This is a genomic window from Streptomyces sp. NPDC047072 (assembly GCF_040643855.1).
In the GTDB taxonomy this organism is placed as follows: domain Bacteria; phylum Actinomycetota; class Actinomycetes; order Streptomycetales; family Streptomycetaceae; genus Streptomyces.
In genome coordinates this window covers 1-20,720 of record NZ_JBEYVC010000187.1, presented here as the reverse complement: position 1 = coordinate 20,720, position 20,720 = coordinate 1, and the positions used below count along the sequence as shown (strand labels likewise).

Genomic DNA, 20,720 nt, shown 5'->3' with positions numbered 1-20,720 from the left:
GGCGCAGCAGCAGGGTCCGCCGGAAGCCGCGCGTGTTCTCCAGGAACCACGCGCGCCAGTCGTCGTCGGGCGTCGGCAGCGGCGCGGTGGCGGCGCCTTTCTCGACCCGGCCGGCGATGGTGCGGGCGCCGGGGGTGGTCCAGTCGAGGGTGTCGACGCTCCAGGCGAGGGGCTCCATGCCGAGTTCGGCGCCGAGTTGGAAGGCGGCGCGGTTCCAGGCGCCGTAGGGGGCGCGAAACCACTGGGGGCGTTCGCCGTAGCCGTCCTCGATGACGTCGCAGGTACGTTCCATCTCGGAGCGGATCCGGGAGCGGCTGAGCCGGGTGAGCAACGGGTGGGACCAGGTGTGGTTGCCGACGACGTGTCCCTCGTCGGCCATCCGCTCCAGCAGGTCCTGGTTGTCGACGGCCATCTCCCCGCACACGAAGAACATCGCGCGTACGTCGTACTCGGCGAGGGTGTCGAGGATGTGCGGGGTGTAGCGGGGGTCGGGGCCGTCGTCGAAGGTCAGCACCATGGTCCTGCCGCGCCCGTCGACCCGCAGCAGGGGCTCGTGGCGTACGGCGGTGCGGGCGCGGACGGCGCGCGGCGGGCCGTATCCGGTCAGGGGCTGAAGCCGGTAGGCGGAGGGCTTGAGCGCGCGGTGGGCCGGGGGGCCGGCGGCGGGCAGCGGCGGCCGGGCCGGCTCGCCGCCCGTGACCGCCGTGTACACACCGGCGCCGGCACCGGCCGCCCCGAGCGCGGCGGCACCGGCGAGCAGTGCGCGGCGTCGGGTGAGGAACCCTGCCGTCGACGACAGCCGTGTGAGGAACTGATCCTTCGTCATGACTCATCAGTCGCCTGCCGGACGGCCGACGCACCTCAGCAACACCGGTGCGGCGGCACGAAAACACCCGGGCGGCCCAACCCGTTCGGCTCACGACGGGCCGTCAACGGCCCTGCCGTGGGCACCCGGTCCCGTCCCCTCCGGCGAGGCCGGGTGCCCGCACCGCGGCCGTCCCGGGAGGGAACCGGCCGCGGCGGTCCGGCCCCCGGGTGCCCACTTCCGGCCGGCTTGTGCCCCGCCGGTCGCCGGGCGCGCCCCGCACGGCCGCCGGACCTGCCGTTTCCGATAGCCTCGCAGCCGTGACGGAACAGCATGCGCACCAGTTCGAGCGGGGCACGGACGGGCCCAAGGTGATCGTCGTCGGTGTGGACGGCTCCGACTCCTCGTGGCGTGCGGCGTCGTACGCCGGCGGGCTGGCCCGGCGGCAGCACGCACTGCTCGCCGTGGTGTACGTCCAGCCGGTGATGGCGGCGGGCGCGGCCCTCGGGGCGCCGGTCGCCGAGACCACGGACGCGATCGCCGAGGGTCTGATCGCGGAGATCCGGGAGGCGACCGAGCGCATGAAGGGGATATACGACGTGCGCTGGGAGTTCCACACCTTCCGCGGCGACCCCTACGGCGGGCTGGTGAAGGCGGCCGACGACCTCAAGGCCGACGCGGTCGTCGTCGGCGCCTCGGAGCAGGCGGGCCACCGGATCGTCGGATCGGTCGCGGTACGGCTGGTCAAGGCGGGTCGGTGGCCGGTGACGGTGGTGCCCTAACGCACCGGTCCAAGGGGCTCAGGCGAGAGCCTCCTCGCGCAGCCGGTCCAGGACCTTCAGTCGGTCCTCCGCCTCGATGCGGGCCGTGGTCACGCGCTGGGGGTAGCAGCGCATGAACATCCGGGTGAAGTGGCTGCCGTAGTGGATGTACTCGGCGGAGTCCGGGGCATCGAGCGGCCGGGCCACGGCGTTGAAGGCCGGTTCGTGGAAGTAGGCGAGGGTGTAGCGCTCGCGGTCGGCCAGGCGGACCTTGTGCGGGGTCGACAGCAGGGCGCCGCCGGTCATGAACTGCATGATGTCGCCGGGGAAGACCGTGAGGACGCCGGGCACGGGGGTGACGTAGGTCCAGGGCTCCTCGTGCTCGTAGCGGCCGGCCATGGACTCGCCGGGGAGCCAGTTGCGGCCGCGTTCCTCGCCGGGCACGGGCGGGCGGATGAAGAGGCCCCCGACGTCGTCCTGGGCGGCGATGACGAGCAGGCCGTAGTCGGTGTGGGCGCCGATGCCGCGTTCGGAGGTGGCGTCGGCCGGCGGGAAGCGCAGGACGCGCATGTGGTGCCAGCCGTCCTCGGTGAGCCGGGTGAAGCGGTCCGGGTCGGCGAGGCCGAGGCCGAGGGCGGTGAGCCGGAGCAGACGGTGGCCGATGCCGCCGACGACCGCCATGTACTCCTTCATGGCGCGGGCGTAGTCGGGTGAGGGCCAGGGGGCCGGGCCCTGGCAGGGCCACCGCTCCACGACCCGCGGGTCGTCGGCGGGGATGTCGGGACAGACCGTGAAGATCTCCGAGCCGTCCCGTTCGCCGGCCGTCTCCTCCTCGCCGGAGGCCACATAGCCGCTGTAGGTGAGGTCGGAGACGTGCGCGGCCTTCTCCGCGAGGGGTCTGCGGCAGAAGTCCCGGGAGGCCGCCAGGGCCCTTTCGGTGGCGTGTTGTTGGGCCCGGGTGGCCCGGATCTGGAAGATGCCGTCCGTCTGCCAGGCCGCGACGAGGGCCCGGCCGAGGGCGCGGTCGGCGTCCAGGTCTGCGGACCCGGCGTCCGTGTCCCCGGTCCCGGCGGGCAGGTCGAAGGTCTGAAGGGTGGTCAGGCTGTGTGCGTCACTGGTCATTTCGGCTGCTCCGAGACCCTGCGCTGTGGTTGCGCGGCAAACTACTCCGGTCTCGCCTTCCTGAACAGCCATTCAGTCCACACCGGCACCCGGTGCCCACCCGTCAGCCGCGGACCGGCCTGGGCAGCGACCCCAGGAACTCCGTCAGGACGGCGTTGAACTCCTCTGGCTTCTCCAGGTTCGGGAAGTGCGAGGTGCCGTCCACCAGGACCGCGCGGCCGTCGGGGACGGTGCGGGCGAACCGCTCCGCGTCGTCGATCAGGTCCGGGGAGTCGAGCGCGCCGTTGATCGTGAGCACGGGTACATCGATCTTCGGCACGCGGGCCCAGGTGTCGGTGAGGGGGACGTGCCAGTCCGGCTCCCCCGGTGTGTGCTTGGCGATGGTGTGCAGGGCCATGTCGCGCAAGTGGTCCAGGACGGCCGGGTCGACCTCGTCGGCCGTGCGGAACGGTCCCGCGACGGAGCCGAGGAACACCTTCAGCCAGCCCTCGACGTCACCGGAGTGCAGCGTCCGCGCGGACTCCGCGACGACCTGACGGGTCCACTCGTGGGTGTACCGGAAGTCGCTGACCGAGGCCCCGCTCAGGACGATCGCCCGGACCAGTTCCGGGTGTTCGATCGCGGCGTCGCCCGCGATGGCCCCGCCCATCGAGACGCCGACCAGGACGGCGGGGCCCGCGTCGAGATGGCGCAGGAGGCCCGCGAGGTCGTCGGCCCAGCGGAAGGGCGCGGTCGCGTTGGCGGACCAGCCGTGGCCGCGGACGTCCACGGCGACGACCCGGTGGTCGGCGGCGAGCGCCGGTATCTGGGCCTCGAAGAGGCGGTGGTCGACGTAGCCGGAGTGCAGGAGGACGACGAGGTCCCCCTGGCCGGTGTCGCGGTAGGCGAGATCCCCGTCGGCAGATGCGAAGAAGCTCAGTTCCGAAGCAGCTGTCATGACAACCAAGGTGTCATCTTCACTCGACTTTGGCAACCCAGGTGTCATGATGGCCGGGTGAACGACATGGACGAGTCGCAGCCGTTGCCGTTGCCCTTGCCGCCCGAGGAACTCGGCCACCGGGTCAGCGAGGTGTTCGACCTGATCGGCGCGCTCTACCGGCGCGGACTGCGCAAGCTCGAACAGAGCCAGGAGATCGAGGGGGTGTCCGTCGGGGTGCGCTCGGTCCTGGTGCTGCTGCACCGGTACGGGGCCATGACGGTTCCTCAGATGGCCCGGGTCATGGCGCTGACCCGGCAGTTCGTGCAGCGCATGACCAACGACGCGATGGAGCGCGGCTGGGCCGAGGCCACCCCCAACCCGGCGCACCAGCGGTCCTCGCTGATCCGGATCACGCCGGAGGGCGAGAGTGTCATCACGACGATCCTCGCGCGGGAGCACGCCCTGAACCGGCAGGTCGGCGGGGGAGAGCTGACGGATGCCGAACTGCGGGCGTGCGCGCGGGTGTTGAAGGAGATGCTGCGGACGTTCGACCACGTCGAGATGGAGCGGCCTACTCCCCCATCCTGAGCCCGTCCTTCGCGGCGCCCCGGCTCAGCACCACCTCCCGGATCCGGTCGCGCACGCCGTTCAGGTCGGCGCCCTGCGCGATCGCCCGGTTGAGGTTCACCACCCGCCCCGCGTCGACGTCGAACATCTGCGGCACGAACTCCGCCTTGGTGACCCGCCAGCGCTCCCCCGGCCGCGCGGGCGGGGCGAAGGTGAAGCGGCCGAGGGTGGACTGGTTGCCGCGCGGGTCCTGCGCGCCCTCGTGGTTGAACATCTCGCCGGCGATCTGGTCGCCCATGCCGTAGATCACCCAGGTGCCGTTGACCTTCTCGTACGCCTGCGGGACATGGGCGTGGGTGCCGAGGATCAGGTCGACGTCGGGACGGCCGCCGGTGCGGGCGGCGGTGAGGTCGCGGGCGAGGGCCACCTGCTGCCCGTCGGGCGCGTCCTGCCACTCCGTGCCCCAGTGCAGCGATACGACGACCACATCGGCGCCCGCTGTCCGGGCCGCCCGGGCGTCCGCGAGGATCCGGTTCTCGTCGATCAGGTCGACGGCCCACGGCTGCCCCTGAGGCAGGGGGAAACCGTTGGTGTCGTAGGTGTAGGAGAGGTGGGCGACCTTCGCCCGGCCCGCCCACAGGACGGTGACCGTGCGCGCCTCGGCCTCGGAACGGGCCGTTCCCGCATGGCGTACGCCCGCGCCGTCGAGGGCGTCGAGGGTACGGCGGATGCCGTCGGCGCCGTCGTCGAGGCTGTGGTTGGAGGCGGTGGAACAGCCGTCGTAGCCGGTGGCGGCGAGCGCCCGGGCGATCTCCGGCGGGGACTTGAAGGTCGGGTAGCCGGTGTAGTCGCCGTTCGCGCCGTACACGGTCTCCATGTGACACAGCGCCAGATCGGCGCGGGAGACGACCGGTTCGATCCCGGCGAGCATCGGGCGGAAGTCGTAGCCGTTCCCTCCGGCGTCGAACCGGGCCCGGTCGATGATCGAGGTGTGCGGCAGGACGTCCCCCGAGGCGACGAGCGTGAAGCCGCGCGGGGCGGCGGCGGACGGCGCGGGGCGTCCCGGGGTCTGTGTGTCGTGTGCCTGGCAGGCGGCCCCTCCGGCGAGCAGCGCCGTGAGGGCCAGAGCGACCTGCCGTTTGCGTGCAATCATCAGCTCACCCCACTGTGGTCATATTTACAGACGAATAGGTATGAGCTTGTCCGTGTCCGCAAACGGCCCGGACGCCTACTTGACCCGTCCGAGCGTCCGTCCGGAGCGTCCGCCAGGAGCGGAGGGGACCGTTCGTCGAACCGTTCGTCGACGCGATCGACCGTCCGCCGCAGATCCTTGTGCGCGGCCTGTTACCGGGCGGCTCCCTGCGGTGGCATACGGCCATGACGGCCGGAACCACCCTCACGAACGGGACGACCGCCGAGCACGAGCTCGCCGCACTGCAGCGGGAGCACGGCCGGCCTCTCTTCACGCTCCTGCTCCGGCTCAGTGACGGTGACCGGCAGCGTGCCGAGGACCTCGTCCAGGAGACCTTCGTACGCGCCTGGCAGCATCCCGAGGCGTTGCGTGCGGACGACTTCGACTCCGTACGGCCGTGGCTGCTGACCGTCGGACGACGGCTCGCGATCGACGCGCGGCGGGCCCGGCAGGCGCGGCCGCCGGAGGTCGGGGACGCGATCCTGGAGAACGCGCGGGTCTGTGCCGACCACGCCGAGCGGGCCGCCGCGACCCTCGATGTGCGCGAGGCTGTGAAGACACTCACTCCGGAGCACCGTGAAGTCCTGGTGCTCGTGTACTTCCAGGGTGCGAGTGTGGCGGAAGCCGCCGAAATCCTCGGAATCCCACCCGGTACCGTGAAGTCCCGCGCGTACTACGCGCTGCGCGCCCTGCGCCGGGTGCTCCCCGGGTATGCGGCCGACCTGCGGTGAAACCAATGGAAGAGTCAAACCTCCGTAAAGTGCCTTGCTGAGGACCCCGGTTGAGTAATCGTCTGTCTTCATCCGTGTTCCGGACTGGGGGCCCGGCGACGGGCGACGCGCACGCACCGGAGGAAGGCAGGAAGGGATGCTGCACAGAGGTCACAAGGGCACGGACGGCATGGGTGGCGGCGAACTGGTCGTCCCCATGGCCTGGTTGTACGCCGAGTACATCGCGGACGAGCTGCTGCGCTCGGGCGATCTCATGCCGCCGACGTCCTTCGAGTTCCGCGCCGGGCGCGACGCGCTGGCGCTGACCGTCTTCCTCGCCGACACCGAGGGCGAGCTCTCGGGGATCCAGGTCGTCTCCCAGCTGGAGAACTGGCTGTCGCTGACGGCGTACGACCAGCCGTGGCAGGACTGGGTGTGCGAGCGCATGGCGGCTCTCACCGCCGAGGCGGTCGCCTCCGGCGAGGCCGCGCCGGACCTCGAACTCGCGGCGGCGGCCTGGCGTTGGCTGGAGGAGACCGAGCTGCTCGCGCCCGATCTCGACGCGGTGCCCGGCGGTGGTCCGGTGATCGGTGAGGACGAGGGCCCGAAGGTGTGGACGCCCGCCTGGCAGCTCGGGCTGCCGCTCGGGCACCTCGCCATCCACCTGTTCTAGCTGCGTCATCCATCTTTTTTGGATTCCTCGCGTCGTGGACCAATCCGCGGGCCCGGCCGCTCCGAATCCCTAGGTCTCGATTCGGTATGGGTCTTGAGTGATTCGGCGGCCTGGTGCGTACCGGTGGGAGCAAGGAGTAACCCCACCCGCACCCAACGGCACGAGGTTTCCGCATGAGGTCCCTGGAGAGGCATCGCGACGTCGGCGCGTACGCGCTCGGCGTGCTGGACGAGGCGGAGGCCTTCCGCTTCGAGGACCACCTCATGGAGTGCCCGCGCTGTGCGGCACACGTGACGGAGTTCGGGCCCGTGACCCGCCAGATGATGCTGTACCGGCGGGCGACCCCCCGGGTCGTGCACCCCATGGCGCAGCCGGGACCGCAGCTGCTGAACAAGCTGCTCGGCCAGGTCGCCGCCCAGCACCGGGCGCGCCGCAGGCGGCTGTTGTACGCCGTGGCCGCCTCGGTGGTCCTCGCGGTGGGCGGGCCGGCGGTCGCGCTCCTGGCGAGCGGTGACTCGGCCCGGAGTGCCAGCGTCGAGGCGACCGACGCCACGTCGGGTGTCTGGGCCCAGGTCACGACCGAGGACGAGGACTGGGGCAGCCAGGTGCAGCTCAAGATCAAGGACGGCGCCGGGCCCCGCGCGTGTCACCTGGTCGCGGTCTCCCTCGACGGTACGGAGGAGACGGTGACCGGCTGGAACGTCCCGAGCCACGCCACCGCCGAGAGCACCATGCAGGGCGGTTCCACCTTCCACGCCGACCAGATCGACCACTACGAGGTCCGCACGGCGAGCGGCGAGCACCTGGTGACGCTCGACCCCAGCTGACTCCGGCGCGAAGTGAGTTCAGGTCACTTCAGCAGTCGGGACAGTCTGCGGTCGGCGAGCGGCTTGCCTCCGGTCTGGCAGGTGGGGCAGTACTGGAGCGAGGAGTCGCTGAAGGAGACCTCGCGGACGGTGTCGCCGCAGACCGGGCAGGGGTCGCCGGTGTGGCCGTGGATGCGCAGGCCGGTCTTCTTCTCCGCCTTGAGACGGCCGGCCGCCACACCTCGTGAGCGTTCGACTGCTTCGCTCAGCGTGGTCCGCAGAGCCGCGTAGAGGCGGGCGGTCTCCTCGGGGGTGAGGGAGGCGGCCAGTTTGAACGGGGACATCTTCGCCGCGTGGAGGATCTCGTCGCTGTAGGCGTTGCCGACCCCGGCGATGAGGCTCTGATCCCGCAGAGCGCCTTTCAACTGACGGCGTTCGTTCGCCAGGAGAGCCGCGAAACGCGTCTCGTCGAAGTCGTCCGCGAGGGGATCGGGGCCGAGGCGGGCCACGCCCGGAACCTCCTGCGGGTCGTGGACGACGTACACGGCGAGGCGCTTCTGGGTGCCGGCCTCGGTCAGGTCGAAGCCCTCACCGGTCTCCAGGGCCACGCGCAGGGCGAGGGGACCCTTGCCGGGGCGGGGCATGCCGCTGGGCAGCCGGTCCTTCCAGTGCAGCCAGCCCGCGCGGGCCAGGTGGGTGACGAAGCGGGGGCCGCCGTCCGTCTCCAGGTCGAGGAACTTGCCGTGCCGGTGCACGGCGGTGACCTCGCGGCCTTCGAGGGCGGTGAGCGGCGGGTCGTACGTCTTCAGGACGCTGATCGCCACCGGCAGCACGCGCACGATCTCGTGGCCGACGAGGTTCTCGGTGAGGAAGTCCTTGAGCGCTTCGACCTCGGGGAGTTCCGGCATACGTCCAGAGTGCCACCAGCGGTCACGCGCGGCCCGGCGTCTCTGTCCTCACTCGCGGCCCGGGACGACGAACTCGCACCACACGCACTTGCCGCCGCCGCGTGCCTCCACGCCCCACCGCTCGGAGAGCAGGTCGACCAGGAGCAGGCCCCGTCCGGAGACCCCCGACTCCCCGGCCTCGCGGCGGCGCGGGAGGGCGCTGGAGGAGTCCTCGACCTCGACGCGCAGGCGCCGGTTGTCGCCGGTGAGGACGCGCAGGGTGACGATCGCGGAGCCCTCGGTGTGCATGAGGGCGTTGGTGATCAGCTCGTCGGCGACCAGTTCGATCTCGTCGGAGCGCTCCCGCGCGCCCCAGGCGCGGACCGCGGCGCCGATCATGTGCCGGGCCTCGATGAGGGCCTCGGGGTCGCCGGGGGCCACGTGCTGCCGGAGGCGGCCGCCGGACTGCGGGGCGTCCGCACCACGGCGGCGCAGCAGGAGCAGGGCCACGTCGTCGTCGCCGCCGCGCTCCTCGGCCACGTCGATGAGCCGGTCGGCGAGTTCCCACACGTCCGGCGGACCGGTGGCGACGAGGCTGGTGAGCGTCTGGACGCCGTCGTCGAGGTCGGCGCCGGGCTGTTCGACCAGGCCGTCGGTGCACAGCAGCAGCGTGTCGCCGGGGTCCAGCTCGACCGTGGAGACGGGGTATTCGAGGCTGCCGAACTCCGCGGACAGGCCGAGCGGCAGCCCGCCGTCCACGCGCGCCCGGCGGCAGCCGCCGTCGGAGCGCCGCAGCAGGGGGTCGATGTGGCCCGCCCGGACCACCTGGACGACTCCGGTGGTCAGGTCGGCCTCCGCGTACAGACAGGTCGCGAAGCGGTCGGTGTCGAGTTCGTGGAGGAAGACCGAGGCGCGGGCCATCACGGTGGCCGGGGTGTGCCCCTCGGCGGCGTAGGCGCGCAGCACGATCCGGAGCTGGCCCATGACGGCGGCGGCATGCGTGTCGTGGCCCTGGACGTCGCCGATGACGGCGCCGACGCGGCCGCCGGGCAGCGGGATCAGGTCGTACCAGTCGCCGCCGATGTCCCGTCCGAAGGAGGCCGAGCGGTAGCGGACGGCCACGTCGGCGCCCGGGACGCTGGGGATGGTGCGGGGCAGCATGGCCTGCTGGAGGCCGGTGGCGAGGTCCTTCTCCTGCTCGTAGAGCATGGCCCGCTGGAGGCTCTGCGCGATGCTGCTGCCGAGCGCGACGAGGACGTTGCGGTCCTCGGGGGTGAAGCCGTACCGGTCGCTGTAGAGCAGGCCCATCGCGCCGATGGGGCGGGCCTCGGCGATCAGCGGGAGGTAAGCGGCCGAGGTGATGTTCAGGTCGGTGATGTGCGGCCACAGGACAGGGTAGCGGTCGGCGAACTCCGCCGGGGACTCGATGAAGCGCGGGCTGAGGGTGCGGACGGCCTCGCTCATCGGGTACGGCTCGTCGATCCGGGTGATGTCGGTGCCGGGCACGAAGCTGCCCGCGGGGCCCTCCGCGATCAGGCGGATGCGGCCCGCCTCGACCAGGCCCATGACGAGACTCGTGGCGCCCAGATGGGTGATGCCGTCGGTGTCCTTGAGGACGTCGATGACGTCCTGGACGGTACGGGCGTGGGCCAGCGCGGCGGTGGTGGCCTGCACGACGTTGGTCTGGCGGCGCCGGGCCTCGTCCTGGGCGGCCTGCTCGCGGCGGCCCACGATCTCGCCGATCTCCTGCGTGGCCTCCCGGACGATGCCGATGATCCGGCGCGGGCGGCCCGTCTCGTCGCGGCGGATGTAGCCCTGGGTGTGGGTCCAGCGCAGGCTGCCGTCGCGGCAGCGCAGCCGGAAGTAGGTGCCGTAGTTCTCGCTGCCGTCCTTGATGGCCTGGGAGACCAGGGCGTCCAGGCGGTGCCCCTCGGCCCGCGGGACCCGGATCGCCAGGCTGTTCGGGTTGCCGTCGTATTCGTCGGGGCGCAGGTCGAAGACCTCGTGGGCCTGGGCGTCCATGTGGAACAGACCGGTGTCCAGGTCCCAGTCGAAGCTGCCCATGCGGTTGAGCGCCAGGATCGGATCCGGGTGGGCGGGCCAGTCGTCCGGGAGTGACAGGGCGCTCGCTCCCCGATCAACCATGGGGCCACCTTGCCAGCATTTGTCCGAATATTCGACTGGGGCGGCGCAATATTTTGCTTACGCAGGCCCGGTGAAGGTACACGGAGAGTCACCGCGATCTCCGGCGGGACAATGGCGGCAGGAGCACACCACCGTGGACTGGTTCACAGCGCCCGACTACTGGCTCGCCCGGCTGCTCTTCCAGCGCGGGCTGGCCGGGCTGTACTTCGTCGCGTTCCTGACCGCGGCCCTGCAGTTCCGGGCGCTGATCGGTGAACGCGGGATGCTGCCGGTGCCGCGGTTCGTGGCACGGGTGCCGTTCCGGCGAGCCCCCAGCCTCTTCCAGCTGCGCTACTCGGACCGGCTCTTCGCGCTCGGCGCGTGGACGGGCTGCGCGGTGGCGCTGGCACTCGTGGCGGGGCTGGACTCCTGGCTGCCCTTGTGGGGCGCGATGCTGCTGTGGCTGGTGCCGTGGGCGCTGTACCTGTCGATCGTGAACGTCGGCCAGACCTGGTACGGCTTCGGCTGGGAGTCGCTGCTCCTGGAGGTCGGCTTCCTCGCGGTCTTCCTCGGCAACGACGAGGTGGCCCCGCCGGTCCTCGTGCTGTTCCTGCTGCGCTGGGTGCTGTTCCGGGTCGAGTTCGGCGCGGGGCTGATCAAGATGCGGGGCGACGCCTGCTGGCGCGAGCTGACCTGTCTGGACTTCCACCACGAGACGCAGCCGATGCCGGGCCCGCTGAGCTGGTTCTTCCACCGACTGCCGCGCCCGCTGCACCGGGTGGAGACGGCCGCGAACCACGTCACCCAACTGGCCTTCCCCGTCCTCCTGTTCACCCCGCAGCCCGTCGCCACGGTCGCCGCGTCCCTGATGATCGCGACCCAGCTGTGGCTGGTCCTGTCGGGCAACTTCGCCTGGCTGAACTGGATCACGATCGTGCTGGCGCTACCAGCACTGCAACTGCCGTCCGACGCACCGACGTTGTCCGCTCCCCCGCTCTGGTACGAGCTCGTGGTCCTGCTGGTCGCCGCGCTGCTGCTGGGACTGAGCTACCACCCGGTCCGCAACCTGCTCTCCCGCCGCCAGATCATGAACCGCTCCTTCGACCCGCTCCACCTCGTCAACACCTACGGCGCCTTCGGCACCGTCAACCGGCTCCGTCACGAGGTGGTGGTCGAGGGCACGGCGGACGATCCGCCGCGGGAGGACTCCGACTGGCGGGAGTACGAGTTCAAGGGCAAACCGGGCGATCCCCGCCGCTGGCCACGCCAGTTCGCCCCCTACCACCTGCGCCTGGACTGGCTGATGTGGTTCGCCGCGCTCTCCCCGGCCTACGCGGGCCCCTGGTTCGGAACCTTCGTCGAACGCCTCTTGGAGAACGACCCCACCACCCTGAAGCTCCTGCGCCGCTCGCCGTTCCCCGCGGACGCGCCCCCGCGCTACGTCCGCGCCCGGCTGTTCCGCTACCGGTACACGACATGGCCCGAGTTGCGGGAGACGGGGGCGTGCTGGAAGCGGACGTACGTACGGGAGTTCCTGCCGCCCACGCGGTTGGAGGGGGCGGCTCAGAGGCCGTAGACACGGACGGCGGTGGTTTCGAAGACGTCGGGTTCGTCGATCAACCGGCGCGCCGTTTCCAGGACTTCGGCGTAGGACGCGGCGAGTGTGCAGACCGGCCAGTCCGAGCCGTACAGCAGGCGGTTGGGGCCGAAGGCGTGCAGGGCTGCGTCGGCGTACGGGCGCAGGTCGTCGATGGTCCAGGAGGTGAGGTCCGCCTCCGTCACCAGGCCGGAGAGTTTGCAGACCGTGTTGGGGAGGGCGGCGAGGGTGTGGAGGTCGGTCGTCCAGGGTTCCAGGGTGCCGGAGGCGATGGGGGGCTTGCCCAAGTGGTCCAGGACGAAGGTGAGTTCCGGGTGGGCGGCGGCCGCCTTCGCGCAGGCCGGGAGCTGGTGGGGCAGCACCACCAGGTCGTAGACCAGGCCCGCCTCGGCCACCGCCGTCAGGCCGCGGTGGACGTCCGGGCGCAGCAGCCACTCCGGGTCCGGCTCGCCCTGGACCTGGTGGCGGATGCCCTTCAAATACCGGCCGCCGGGGAGTTCGCGCAGGCGGGACAGTTCGTCCCCGATGTCCGGGCGGGTGAGGTCGGTCCAGCCGACCACGCCCGCGATCAGGGCGTGGTCGGCGGCGAGGCGCAGGAACTCCGGGGTCTCCTCGGGGACGGTGATCGTCTGGACGAGGACCGTGCGGTCGACCCCGGCCGCGACGGCCTCGGGCGCGAGGTCGGCCACCGTGAAGTCCCGCCGCAGGGGGCTGTCTTCGGCGATCCAGTCCTGGTCGCGGACGGACAGGTCCCACACGTGGTGGTGTGCGTCCACGACCGTCACGGCAGCTCCCACACGACGGGCAGGCCGGCGTCCGCGCCCTCGTCGGAGTAGTCGTGGACGACGTCGAGGAGTTCGGCCATACGGGCCTGCCAGACGACGTTGACCGGGAGCTTCTCCAGTTCGGCGAGGAGACGGCCGTAGTCCTCGCACTCCAGGAGATGGAAGAGGTCGGTACCGCTGCGCCAGATCGTCCAGGAACTCGCGCCCGCCGCGCGGATCGCGTCGGTGAGTTCGACGGGGACCTCGCGATGGGCGGCCTCGTACTCGGCGATCCGGTCGGCGCGGACCTTGGTGTGCAGGGCGATTCTCATGTGCGGTCCTCCAGCAGTCCCGTCTCCCGCAGCTCCTGCCAGAAGGCGTCGGGCACCGGGGTCGCGAACTGGTCAGCCGCGTCCCGGACTTCGGCCGCCGAACGGGCGCCCACCAGCACGCTCGCGACGGCGGGGTGGGCCGCGCAGTAGGCGAGGGCGGCGGCCCGCAGACCGATGCCGTGCCGCTCGGCGATCTCCCGCATCCGCAGAGCCCGGTCCAGCAAGTCACCCGGCGCCTGGGCGTAGTTGTACGTCGCTCCCGGCTTCGGATCCGCCAGCAGACCGGAGTTGAAGGCACCGCCGATCACCACGGACACGCCCCGCTCCACGGCGGCGGGCAGGAGTTCGGTGAGCGCGCTCTGGTCGAGCAGGGTGTAGCGGCCCGCGCACAGCACCACGTCGACGTCGGTGTCGCGGACGAAGCGGGTGAGCATCTCCGCCTGGTTCATGCCGGCGCCGATCGCCCCGACCACGCCCTGCGAGCGGAGCTTCTCCAGGGCCGGATAGCCCTCGTGGAAGGCCTGTTCGGCGTGGTCGTCGGGGTCGTGGAGGTAGACGACGTCCACGCGGTCGAGGCCGAGCCGTTCGAGGCTGGCTTCGAGGGTGCGTCGTACGCCGTCGGCGCTGAAGTCCCAGACGCGGCGCCGGGTGGCGGGGACGGCGAAGCCGTTGGCGAGGTCGTCGCCCGGTCCCTCCGCGGGCTCCAGTCTGCGGCCCACCTTCGTGGAAACCGTCAACTCCGAGCGTGGATAGGCACTCAGAGCCGCACCGAGCCGCTGTTCCGACAGGCCCAGACCGTAGTGCGGTGCGGTGTCGAAGTAGCGGATGCCGCTCTCCCAGGCGGCGGCCACGGCCGCGTGCGCCTCCTCGTCGGTGACCTCGGTGAAGAGGTTGCCGATGACGGCGGCGCCGAAGCCGAGCCCGCTGACCTCGACCCCGCTGGTGCCGAGTGTGCTCACTGGCCCACCGGCCTCAGCCTGAGGCCCTGCATGCCGCCGTCGACGGCGAGGGAGGTGCCGGTGGTGGCGCCGGAGAGCGGGCTCGCCAAGTAGGCGATGGCACCCGCGACCTCGTCCGCCGAGACCAGGCGGCCGGTGGGCTGGCGGGCCTCCAGGGCGGCGCGTTCGGCGGCCGGGTCGGCGGCCTTGGACAGCAGGCGGCCGATCCACGGGGTGTCCGCCGTACCCGGGTTGACGCAGTTCACCCGGATGCCCTCGCGGACGTGGTCGGCGGCCATGGCGAGGGTCAGCGAGTACACCGCGCCCTTGGTCGCGCTGTACAGCGCCCGCTGCGGCAGGCCCGCGGTGGCCGCGATGGATGAGGTGTTCACGATCGCCGCGTGCGCGGACTCGCGCAGATGGGGCAGGGCGGCGCGGGCCACCCGGACCATGCCGACGACGTTGACGTCCAGGACGCGGTGCCACTCCGCGTCGTCGTTGTCCGCCACGGTGCCCTGAGCGCCGATGCCCGCGTTGTTGACGACGACGTCCAGGCCGCCGAGGTCGGCGACGGCGGCGGCCACGGCCTCGCGGACGGAGGTGTCGTCGGTGACGTCGGCGCGGTAGGCGAGCAGCGGCTTCTCGACGGACGAGGGGTCCAGGTCGAGGACGGCGACCTGGGCGCCGCGCGCGGCGAGGAGTTCGGCGGTGGCCCGGCCGATGCCGGAGGCTCCGCCGGTCACCAGGGCTTTGAGGCCCTCGAAGTCGGTCATGCCGCCTGTCCCTTCTTCTGCGATTCGGTGGCGAGGTCTTCTTCCCAGAACGCCCCGTCCGGGAACGTGTACCGCGCGATGGACTCCGGCCGCATGGCCGCCGAGAAGCCCGGCGCGGTGGGCGCGGTGTAGTGGCCGTCCCTGATCACCACGGGGTCGAGGAAGTGGTCGTGCAGATGGTCGACGTACTCGATGACCCGGTCCTCGGTGGTCCCGGTGACGGCTACGTAGTCGAACATCGAGAGGTGCTGGACGAGTTCGCACAGGCCGACGCCACCGGCGTGCGGGCAGACCGGGACACCGAACTTCGCCGCGAGCAGGAGGATCGCGAGGTTCTCGTTGACCCCGCCGACCCGGGCCGCGTCGATCTGGACCACGTCCAGCGCGCCCGCCTGGAGGAGCTGCTTGAAGACCACCCGGTTCTGGACGTGCTCGCCGGTGGCGACCTTGACCGGGGCGACGGCCCTGCGGACGGCCGCGTGGCCGAGGATGTCGTCGGGGCTGGTGGGCTCCTCGATCCAGTACGGGTCGAACTCGGCGAGTGCCTTGGTCCAGCGGATCGCCTCGTCGACGTCCCAGCGCTGGTTGGCGTCGATCGCCATGCGGATGTCGGGGCCGACGACCCGGCGGGCGACCCGGCAGCGCCGTACGTCGTCCTCCAGGTCCGCGCCGACCTTCAGCTTGATCTGCCGGAAGCCGTCGGCGACGGCCTCGGCGGCGAGCCGGGTGAGCTTCTCGTCGTCGTAGCCGAGCCAGCCGGCGGAGGTGGTGTAGGCGGGGTAGCCGCTGTGGAGGAGCCGGGCCTTGCGGTCCTCGGAGCCCTCCCGCCCCCGCCGTAGGATCTCCAGCGCCTCCTCGGGGGTCAGCGCGTCCGTGAGGTACCGGAAGTCGATCTGGCGCACCAGCCATTCGGGGTCCCCGTCGGCGAGCAGCTGCCACAGCGGCTTGTCGGCGCGCTTGGCAGCCAGGTCCCACACGGCGTTGACGACCGCGCCGATCGCCATGTGCATCACGCCCTTCTCGGGGCCGAGCCAGCGCAGTTGGCTGTCGCCGATCAGGTCGCGGTTCAACGTCCCCGGATCCGCGCACAGTTCGTCGACGGGGCGTCCGACCACGTGCCCGCGCAGCGCGTCGATCGCGGCGACCTGCACCTCGTTGCCCCGCCCGATGGTGAAGGTGAATCCGTGCCCCTCGTGCCCGTCGGCCGCGTCGGTGCGCAGCACCACGTAGGCCGCCGAGTAGTCGGGGTCCGGGTTCATCGCGTCGGAGCCGTCGAGCTCGCGCGAGGTGGGGAAGCGGATGTCGTAGGTGTCGACCGCTGTGATGCGGGCGGGGGTCGGGGACACGGAGTGCCTTTCGTTCGGGTGCGGAGGGTGGGTCAGTCCTGGGCCCGGCCCGTCGTCACACGGGCGATCATGAGGGCGACCAGGATGATTCCGCCGTAGATGGCCTGGATCCAGAAGGACGGCACCTGGGCGAGCGTGAGGAGGTTCTGTACGACACCCAGCAGGAGTACGCCGGTCAGGGCGCCGAACATGGTGCCCTTGCCGCCGTCGAGGCTGAGACCGCCGATGACCGCGGCCGCCATCACCGTGAAGATCATGTTGTTGCCCTGGTTGGCGCTGATCGCGCCGACGTAGCCGGTCTGCATGATGCCGCCCACGGCGGCGAGGACACCCGCGACGACGGACACCCCGAGCACCACGCGGTCGACGCGGATGCCGGCCGCGCGGGCCGCGTCCGCGTTGCCGCCGATCGCGTAGAGCGCGCGGCCGACCCGGTGGTATTTGAGGATCAGCCCGGCGACGCCGAAACAGGCGGCGGCCAGCCACACCGAGAGCGGGACGCGCAGGAAGGTGGAGGTGGCCAGGGTGAAGAACCCGTCGGGCATCCCGAACAGCGTCTTGCCCTTGGTGGCGCCCACCAGCAGTCCGCGCAGGACGATGAGCATCGCGAGGGTGACGATGAAGGCGTTGAGCTTGAACCGCACCACGAGGAAGCCGTTGAAGGCGCCGATGGCTCCGCCGACGACGAGGACCGCGAGGAGGGCGAGCGCGGTCGGCCACCCCGTGCCCCAGCCGGACTGGGCCGAGGGCAGGACCAGCAGGGCGCCGACGGCGGGGGCGATGCCGACCACCGACTCCAGCGACAGGTCGATCTTGCCGGTGATCAGGATCAGGGACTCGGCCAGCACCACCATGGCGAGCGCGGCCGAGGCGCCCAGGATGGAGATCAGGTTGCGTTCGGTGAGGAAGGAGTCGTTGACGAAGGTGCCGATCACCAGGAGCACCAACAGGGCGGGCACCAGGGCGAGTTCACGGGCCCGGCGCAGCAGCACGGCACGGGCGGCCCGCGGGTCCGGGACGCTCAGGGGCTTCATCGGCGGAGCCTTGGTGTCAGCCATCGTGGTCCACTCCTTCGATGGAGGCGATCAGCTCGTGGTCGTGCCAGCCCGCCGCGTGCTCGGCGACCACACGGCCGTGGAAGAGGACGAGGACGCGGTCGCAGCGGCGCAGGTCGTCGAGTTCGTCGGAGACGACGAGGACCGCGGTGCCGTCGTCGCGGGCGGTGTCGACGCGGGCGAGGAGGGATTCCTTGGACTTCACGTCGACACCCGCGGTGGGGTTGATGAGCACCAGGAGTCGGGGGTCGGAGGCGAGGGCGCGGGCCATGACGACCTTCTGTGCGTTGCCGCCGGAGAGGTCGGAGACGGGCTGGTCGGGGCCCTCGGTGTGGATGTCGAGGCGGTCGATGAGGTCGGTGGCGAAGGCGCGCTTGCGGTGGGTGCGGACGAAGCCGCGGCTGCCGAGCCGGTCCAGGACGCTGAGGGTCGCGTTGTCGCCGATGGTCATGCCGAAGACGAGTCCCTGGGCGTGCCGGTCGCGCGGCACGAAACCGACGCCGGCCTTCAGTGAGGCCTGCACGTCGCCGAACGGCAGCGGCCTGCCGTCGAGTTGGGCCGTGCCACCGGTCGGGGTGTGCAGTCCGGTGAACGTCTCGGCCAGCTCGATCTTGCCGCTGCCGCTGATGCCGGCGAGTCCGACGACCTCGCCGCGGCGGACGGTGAGGTCGATGTCCTGGTAGGCGTCGGAGGTCAGACCCCGGGCGTCGAGGAGGACGGGTGCGTCGGCCTCCCGTGTGCGCACGGCCTGTTGCTGTTCGGCGACGCTCTCGCCGGCCATCGCCTCGACCAGGGCGGCCCGGGGCATGTCGGCCACGGGCGCCGTGGTGATCCAGCGGGCGTCCCTGAGGACCGTCACGGTCTGGCAGACCTCGTACACCTCCTGGAGGTGGTGCGAGATGAACAGGAAGGTGACGCCGGAGTCCTGGAGTGCGCGCATCCGGCCGAAGAGCCGCTCGATCTCCCGCTTGTCGAGCTGGGCGGTCGGCTCGTCGAGGACGATGAAGCGGGCGCCGAAGCTCAACGCCCGGGCGATCTCCACCATTTGGCGGTCCTCGACCTTGAGGTCGGCGGTGCGCGCGTCCGGGTCGACGCGCACGTCCCAGGTGTCGAGGAGGTCGGTGGCTTCGCTCTTGAGTCTGCTCCAGCTGATGAACCCGCGGTGCAGCGGTTGCCGGTTGATGAAGAGGTTCTCGGCGACCGTCAACTCGGGTACGACGGTGGGCCGTTGATAGACGCAGGCGACCTTGCTCCGCCAGGCGTCCCGGTCGGCGAGCGGGGGCGCGGGTTCGCCGTCGAAGCGGACCGTGCCCTCGTCGGGGGCCTGGAGGCCGGTGAGGATGCTCACCAGGGTGGACTTGCCCGCGCCGTTGCGCCCGACGAGGGCGTGCGACTCGCCGGGCAGGACGGTGAGGCAGCCGTCGGCGAGGGCGGTGGTGGGGCCGTACCGCTTGACGACGCCCTGGGCTTCAACGAGAGGCGTGACCGGTGGGGTGCTCATTTGACGGTGTTGCCCCACAGCTTCGGGTCGTCGACGTTCTCCTTGGTGACCAGGGGCGCGGGCAGCTGGTCCTCCAGGATGCCGCTGGACAGCTTGACGATCGTGGAGTCGTGGTCGGTCGGGCCGGGCTGGAAGGTCTTCCCCGCCATCGCCGCCTTGATGTAGTACATGCCGTACTTGGCGTACAGGTCGGCGGGCTGGGAGACGGTGGCGTCGATCTCGCCCTTGCGGATGGCGTCGTACTCCTGCGGGATGCCGTCGTTGGAGACGATGGTGATGTGGCCCGCCTGCCCGGCCGTCTTCAGCATTCCCTTGGACTTGAGGGTCTGCAGGGTCGGCGCGAGGTAGACGCCGCCGGCCTGCATGTAGATGCCCTTGAGGTCGGGGTTGGCGTTCAGGAGGGTGCTCAGCTGGGAGGCGGCCGTGTCGGACTCCCACTTGGCGGGGATCTCCAGCACCTTCAGCTTCGGGAAGTTCTTCTTCACGCAGGCGCGGAACGCCTCGGAGCGGTCGCGGCCGTTGACGGAGGCGAGGTCGCCCATGATCTGCACCACCTTGCCGGACGTGATGTGCTCGCCGAGGTACTGGCAGGCCTTCTCGCCGTACGAGACGTTGTTGGCGCGTACGACCATGGCGACCTTGCCCTTGTCCGGCGCCACGTCCACCGCGACGACCGGCACGCCCTTGCGCTCTGCCTGGTCCAGCCCGGCTTCGATGGCGGCGCTGTCCAGCGGGGCGACGACCAGGCCCTTGACGCCCTGGTTGAGCTCGTTGTTGATGTCGGTGATCTGCTGGGAGGGGTCGCTGTTGGAGTTCACCGTCTTCAACGCGTCCACCCCTTCCGATTTCGCCATCTTCGGCACGTAGTCGTTGTACGACTGCCAGAACGGCGAGGTCAGCAGCGGCAGGATCACCCCGACCTTGCCGGTCCCGCCGCCTCCCCCGCTGCCCGAGCCACCGGTGTCCTTGGTGCTGCCGCACGCGGCGAGCGCGAGCGAAGCGCCGGCGGCCACGGCCACCGCGCCGATCCTCCGCAGTGTGGTCCGCTTCCCCACTGTTCTCCCTGGCATCTTTCGGCTCCTCGTCGAGCGTGATCGAGCATGAGGGTGTTCGAGCAGTTGACGGCATACTTATCAGACCACTCGGGGGTCGGAACACCCTTCGGAGGCAGTTTTTCCCCGATCCGGGCCATAGTGGTCCGACCACATCGGCGATTAGACTGCGGCGCGTGGACGAGACAGCCCCGCAGAAGGGCACCGTGACCCAGCGCGCCATCGAGCAGATCAAGGCGATGATCGGCGAGGGGCGGCTGGAGCCGGGCCAGCGGCTGCCGACCGAGCGTGATCTGGCGGTTCAGCTGGGGATCTCACGCAGCTCGATGCGGGAGGCGATCCGCGCGCTGACGGTCCTCGGGGTGCTGGAAGCGCGGCACGGTTCCGGGATCTACGTCACCCAGCTGGAAGCCGGCGACCTGCTGGAGACCTTCGGTGTGGTCGCGGACCTGTCCCGGGGCCCGCGTCTGGTGGAGCTGCTCGAAGTGCGCCGGATCCTGGAGTCGACGGCGACCGCGCTGGCGGCGGCCCGGATCACGCCGGACCAGCTGGCCGAGGTGGAGAAGCACCTGGCGGCGATGAACGCCACGGACGACCCCGAGGAGATCCTCGCCCACGACCTGGCCTTCCACCGGGAGATCGCGACGGCGGCGGGCAACGACACGATGGCGGCGATCCTGGAGGGCCTGTCCTCCCGCACCTTCCGCGCCCGTGTCTGGCGCGGCTACCGGGAGGTTCAGCACGCGAAGGCGACCAGCCAGGACCTGCCGGCACGCGTCGACGCCAAGGACGTCGC

General features: G+C 71.2%; 21 protein-coding genes. 7 read left to right on the top strand and 14 right to left on the bottom strand.

Translation table 11 applies throughout. From position 1 onward, the window contains the following. Positions 1-826, bottom strand: an 826-nt coding sequence (locus ABZ896_RS44500; RefSeq protein WP_360942207.1) for a polysaccharide deacetylase family protein, incomplete at its 3' end; no start/stop codon positions are given. Positions 827-1,125: 299 nt separating this feature from the next. Here ABZ896_RS44500 and ABZ896_RS44495 point away from each other — a divergent pair. Further along, positions 1,126-1,587 (top strand): universal stress protein, encoded by a 462-nt coding sequence (locus tag ABZ896_RS44495; protein WP_360942203.1) that lies wholly within the window; start codon positions 1,126-1,128, stop codon positions 1,585-1,587. Between the two features lie 18 nt (positions 1,588-1,605). On the opposite strand, the gene ABZ896_RS44490 is transcribed toward ABZ896_RS44495, so the two are convergent. Then, positions 1,606-2,688, bottom strand: coding sequence for a 2-oxoglutarate and iron-dependent oxygenase domain-containing protein (locus tag ABZ896_RS44490; RefSeq protein ID WP_360942200.1), 1,083 nt, complete (start codon positions 2,686-2,688; stop codon positions 1,606-1,608). A gap of 103 nt (positions 2,689-2,791) precedes the next feature. After that, the gene (locus ABZ896_RS44485; protein WP_360942197.1) at positions 2,792-3,625 is read right to left on the bottom strand and encodes an alpha/beta hydrolase; all 834 of its coding nucleotides are present in this window, start codon (positions 3,623-3,625) and stop codon (positions 2,792-2,794) included. Positions 3,626-3,691: 66 nt separating this feature from the next. Between ABZ896_RS44485 and ABZ896_RS44480 the strand changes: the two genes are divergently transcribed. Then, positions 3,692-4,195, top strand: coding sequence for a MarR family transcriptional regulator (locus tag ABZ896_RS44480; protein WP_360942210.1), 504 nt, complete (start codon positions 3,692-3,694; stop codon positions 4,193-4,195). On the opposite strand, the gene ABZ896_RS44475 is transcribed toward ABZ896_RS44480, so the two are convergent. Beyond that, a complete protein-coding gene (locus ABZ896_RS44475) occupies positions 4,179-5,327 on the bottom strand; it encodes a CapA family protein (RefSeq protein WP_360942194.1) in 1,149 nt (382 codons plus the stop codon). The genes ABZ896_RS44480 and ABZ896_RS44475 overlap by 17 nt on opposite strands. 224 nt (positions 5,328-5,551) lie before the next feature. On the opposite strand from ABZ896_RS44475, the gene ABZ896_RS44470 reads away from it, so the two are divergent. From ABZ896_RS44470 to ABZ896_RS44460, 3 genes are all read left to right on the top strand, one after another. Next, positions 5,552-6,097: a sigma-70 family RNA polymerase sigma factor gene (locus ABZ896_RS44470; RefSeq protein ID WP_360942191.1), complete on the top strand. Its 546-nt coding sequence runs from the start codon at positions 5,552-5,554 to the stop codon at positions 6,095-6,097. Between the two features lie 136 nt (positions 6,098-6,233). Then, the gene (locus ABZ896_RS44465) at positions 6,234-6,749 is read left to right on the top strand and encodes a hypothetical protein (protein ID WP_360942188.1); all 516 of its coding nucleotides are present in this window, start codon (positions 6,234-6,236) and stop codon (positions 6,747-6,749) included. 173 nt (positions 6,750-6,922) lie between these two features. Further along, complete coding sequence (locus ABZ896_RS44460; RefSeq protein WP_360942185.1) at positions 6,923-7,576, top strand: zf-HC2 domain-containing protein; 654 nt, start codon at positions 6,923-6,925, stop codon at positions 7,574-7,576. 23 nt (positions 7,577-7,599) lie between these two features. Here the strand turns inward: ABZ896_RS44460 and ABZ896_RS44455 are convergent, their stop codons facing one another. Continuing rightward, positions 7,600-8,463: a DNA-formamidopyrimidine glycosylase family protein gene (locus ABZ896_RS44455; protein WP_360942182.1), complete on the bottom strand. Its 864-nt coding sequence runs from the start codon at positions 8,461-8,463 to the stop codon at positions 7,600-7,602. 48 nt (positions 8,464-8,511) lie between these two features. Then, the gene (locus ABZ896_RS44450) at positions 8,512-10,587 is read right to left on the bottom strand and encodes a SpoIIE family protein phosphatase (protein ID WP_360942179.1); all 2,076 of its coding nucleotides are present in this window, start codon (positions 10,585-10,587) and stop codon (positions 8,512-8,514) included. A 133-nt stretch (positions 10,588-10,720) separates the two neighbouring features. Between ABZ896_RS44450 and ABZ896_RS44445 the strand changes: the two genes are divergently transcribed. After that, the gene (locus ABZ896_RS44445; RefSeq protein ID WP_360942176.1) at positions 10,721-12,142 is read left to right on the top strand and encodes a lipase maturation factor family protein; all 1,422 of its coding nucleotides are present in this window, start codon (positions 10,721-10,723) and stop codon (positions 12,140-12,142) included. Here ABZ896_RS44445 and ABZ896_RS44440 read toward each other — a convergent pair. Genes ABZ896_RS44440 through ABZ896_RS44405 form a run of 8 tightly spaced genes read right to left on the bottom strand, consistent with a single transcriptional unit; the run spans position 12,130 to position 19,942 of the window. Further along, entirely contained in the window at positions 12,130-12,948 is an 819-nt protein-coding gene (locus tag ABZ896_RS44440) for an amidohydrolase family protein (RefSeq protein ID WP_360942173.1), read from the bottom strand. The two genes, ABZ896_RS44445 and ABZ896_RS44440, sit on opposite strands and share 13 nt — an antisense overlap. Next, on the bottom strand, positions 12,945-13,259 hold the full coding sequence (locus tag ABZ896_RS44435; protein ID WP_360942170.1) for an L-rhamnose mutarotase: 315 nt from the start codon (positions 13,257-13,259) through the stop codon (positions 12,945-12,947). Before ABZ896_RS44435 ends, ABZ896_RS44440 begins: the two co-directional genes overlap by 4 nt. Then, entirely contained in the window at positions 13,256-14,218 is a 963-nt protein-coding gene (locus tag ABZ896_RS44430; RefSeq protein WP_360942167.1) for an aldo/keto reductase, read from the bottom strand. Before ABZ896_RS44430 ends, ABZ896_RS44435 begins: the two co-directional genes overlap by 4 nt. Next, positions 14,215-14,970, bottom strand: a complete 756-nt coding sequence (locus ABZ896_RS44425; protein WP_360942164.1) for an SDR family oxidoreductase — start codon at positions 14,968-14,970, stop codon at positions 14,215-14,217. The genes ABZ896_RS44430 and ABZ896_RS44425 overlap by 4 nt, the downstream gene beginning before the upstream one ends. After that, positions 14,967-16,316, bottom strand: coding sequence for an L-fuconate dehydratase (locus ABZ896_RS44420; RefSeq protein WP_360942161.1), 1,350 nt, complete (start codon positions 16,314-16,316; stop codon positions 14,967-14,969). The genes ABZ896_RS44425 and ABZ896_RS44420 overlap by 4 nt, the downstream gene beginning before the upstream one ends. Positions 16,317-16,348: 32 nt before the next feature. Further along, the gene (locus ABZ896_RS44415; RefSeq protein WP_360942158.1) at positions 16,349-17,374 is read right to left on the bottom strand and encodes an ABC transporter permease; all 1,026 of its coding nucleotides are present in this window, start codon (positions 17,372-17,374) and stop codon (positions 16,349-16,351) included. Next, positions 17,367-18,872, bottom strand: a complete 1,506-nt coding sequence (locus tag ABZ896_RS44410) for a sugar ABC transporter ATP-binding protein (protein ID WP_360942155.1) — start codon at positions 18,870-18,872, stop codon at positions 17,367-17,369. Before ABZ896_RS44410 ends, ABZ896_RS44415 begins: the two co-directional genes overlap by 8 nt. Continuing rightward, a complete protein-coding gene (locus ABZ896_RS44405) occupies positions 18,869-19,942 on the bottom strand; it encodes a sugar ABC transporter substrate-binding protein (protein ID WP_360942152.1) in 1,074 nt (357 codons plus the stop codon). Before ABZ896_RS44405 ends, ABZ896_RS44410 begins: the two co-directional genes overlap by 4 nt. A gap of 158 nt (positions 19,943-20,100) precedes the next feature. Between ABZ896_RS44405 and ABZ896_RS44400 the strand changes: the two genes are divergently transcribed. Beyond that, positions 20,101-20,720 (top strand): GntR family transcriptional regulator (locus tag ABZ896_RS44400; RefSeq protein WP_360942149.1); only part of this gene is annotated, 620 nt, incomplete at its 3' end.

Excerpts from the sequence above, each read along its gene's own strand:
- ABZ896_RS44490 (WP_360942200.1), bottom strand. The coding sequence starts at position 2,688 with ATGACCAGTGACGCACACAGCCTGACCACCCTTCAGACCTTCGACCTG.
- ABZ896_RS44485 (WP_360942197.1), bottom strand. The coding sequence starts at position 3,625 with ATGACAGCTGCTTCGGAACTGAGCTTCTTCGCATCTGCCGACGGGGAT.
- ABZ896_RS44480 (WP_360942210.1), top strand. The coding sequence starts at position 3,692 with ATGGACGAGTCGCAGCCGTTGCCGTTGCCCTTGCCGCCCGAGGAACTC.
- ABZ896_RS44475 (WP_360942194.1), bottom strand. The coding sequence starts at position 5,327 with ATGATTGCACGCAAACGGCAGGTCGCTCTGGCCCTCACGGCGCTGCTC.
- ABZ896_RS44470 (WP_360942191.1), top strand. The coding sequence starts at position 5,552 with ATGACGGCCGGAACCACCCTCACGAACGGGACGACCGCCGAGCACGAG.
- ABZ896_RS44465 (WP_360942188.1), top strand. The coding sequence starts at position 6,234 with ATGCTGCACAGAGGTCACAAGGGCACGGACGGCATGGGTGGCGGCGAA.
- ABZ896_RS44460 (WP_360942185.1), top strand. The coding sequence starts at position 6,923 with ATGAGGTCCCTGGAGAGGCATCGCGACGTCGGCGCGTACGCGCTCGGC.
- ABZ896_RS44455 (WP_360942182.1), bottom strand. The coding sequence starts at position 8,463 with ATGCCGGAACTCCCCGAGGTCGAAGCGCTCAAGGACTTCCTCACCGAG.
- ABZ896_RS44450 (WP_360942179.1), bottom strand. The coding sequence starts at position 10,587 with ATGGTTGATCGGGGAGCGAGCGCCCTGTCACTCCCGGACGACTGGCCC.
- ABZ896_RS44435 (WP_360942170.1), bottom strand. The coding sequence starts at position 13,259 with ATGAGAATCGCCCTGCACACCAAGGTCCGCGCCGACCGGATCGCCGAG.
- ABZ896_RS44425 (WP_360942164.1), bottom strand. The coding sequence starts at position 14,970 with ATGACCGACTTCGAGGGCCTCAAAGCCCTGGTGACCGGCGGAGCCTCC.
- ABZ896_RS44415 (WP_360942158.1), bottom strand. The coding sequence starts at position 17,374 with ATGGCTGACACCAAGGCTCCGCCGATGAAGCCCCTGAGCGTCCCGGAC.
- ABZ896_RS44410 (WP_360942155.1), bottom strand. The coding sequence starts at position 18,872 with ATGAGCACCCCACCGGTCACGCCTCTCGTTGAAGCCCAGGGCGTCGTC.
- ABZ896_RS44405 (WP_360942152.1), bottom strand. The coding sequence starts at position 19,942 with ATGCCAGGGAGAACAGTGGGGAAGCGGACCACACTGCGGAGGATCGGC.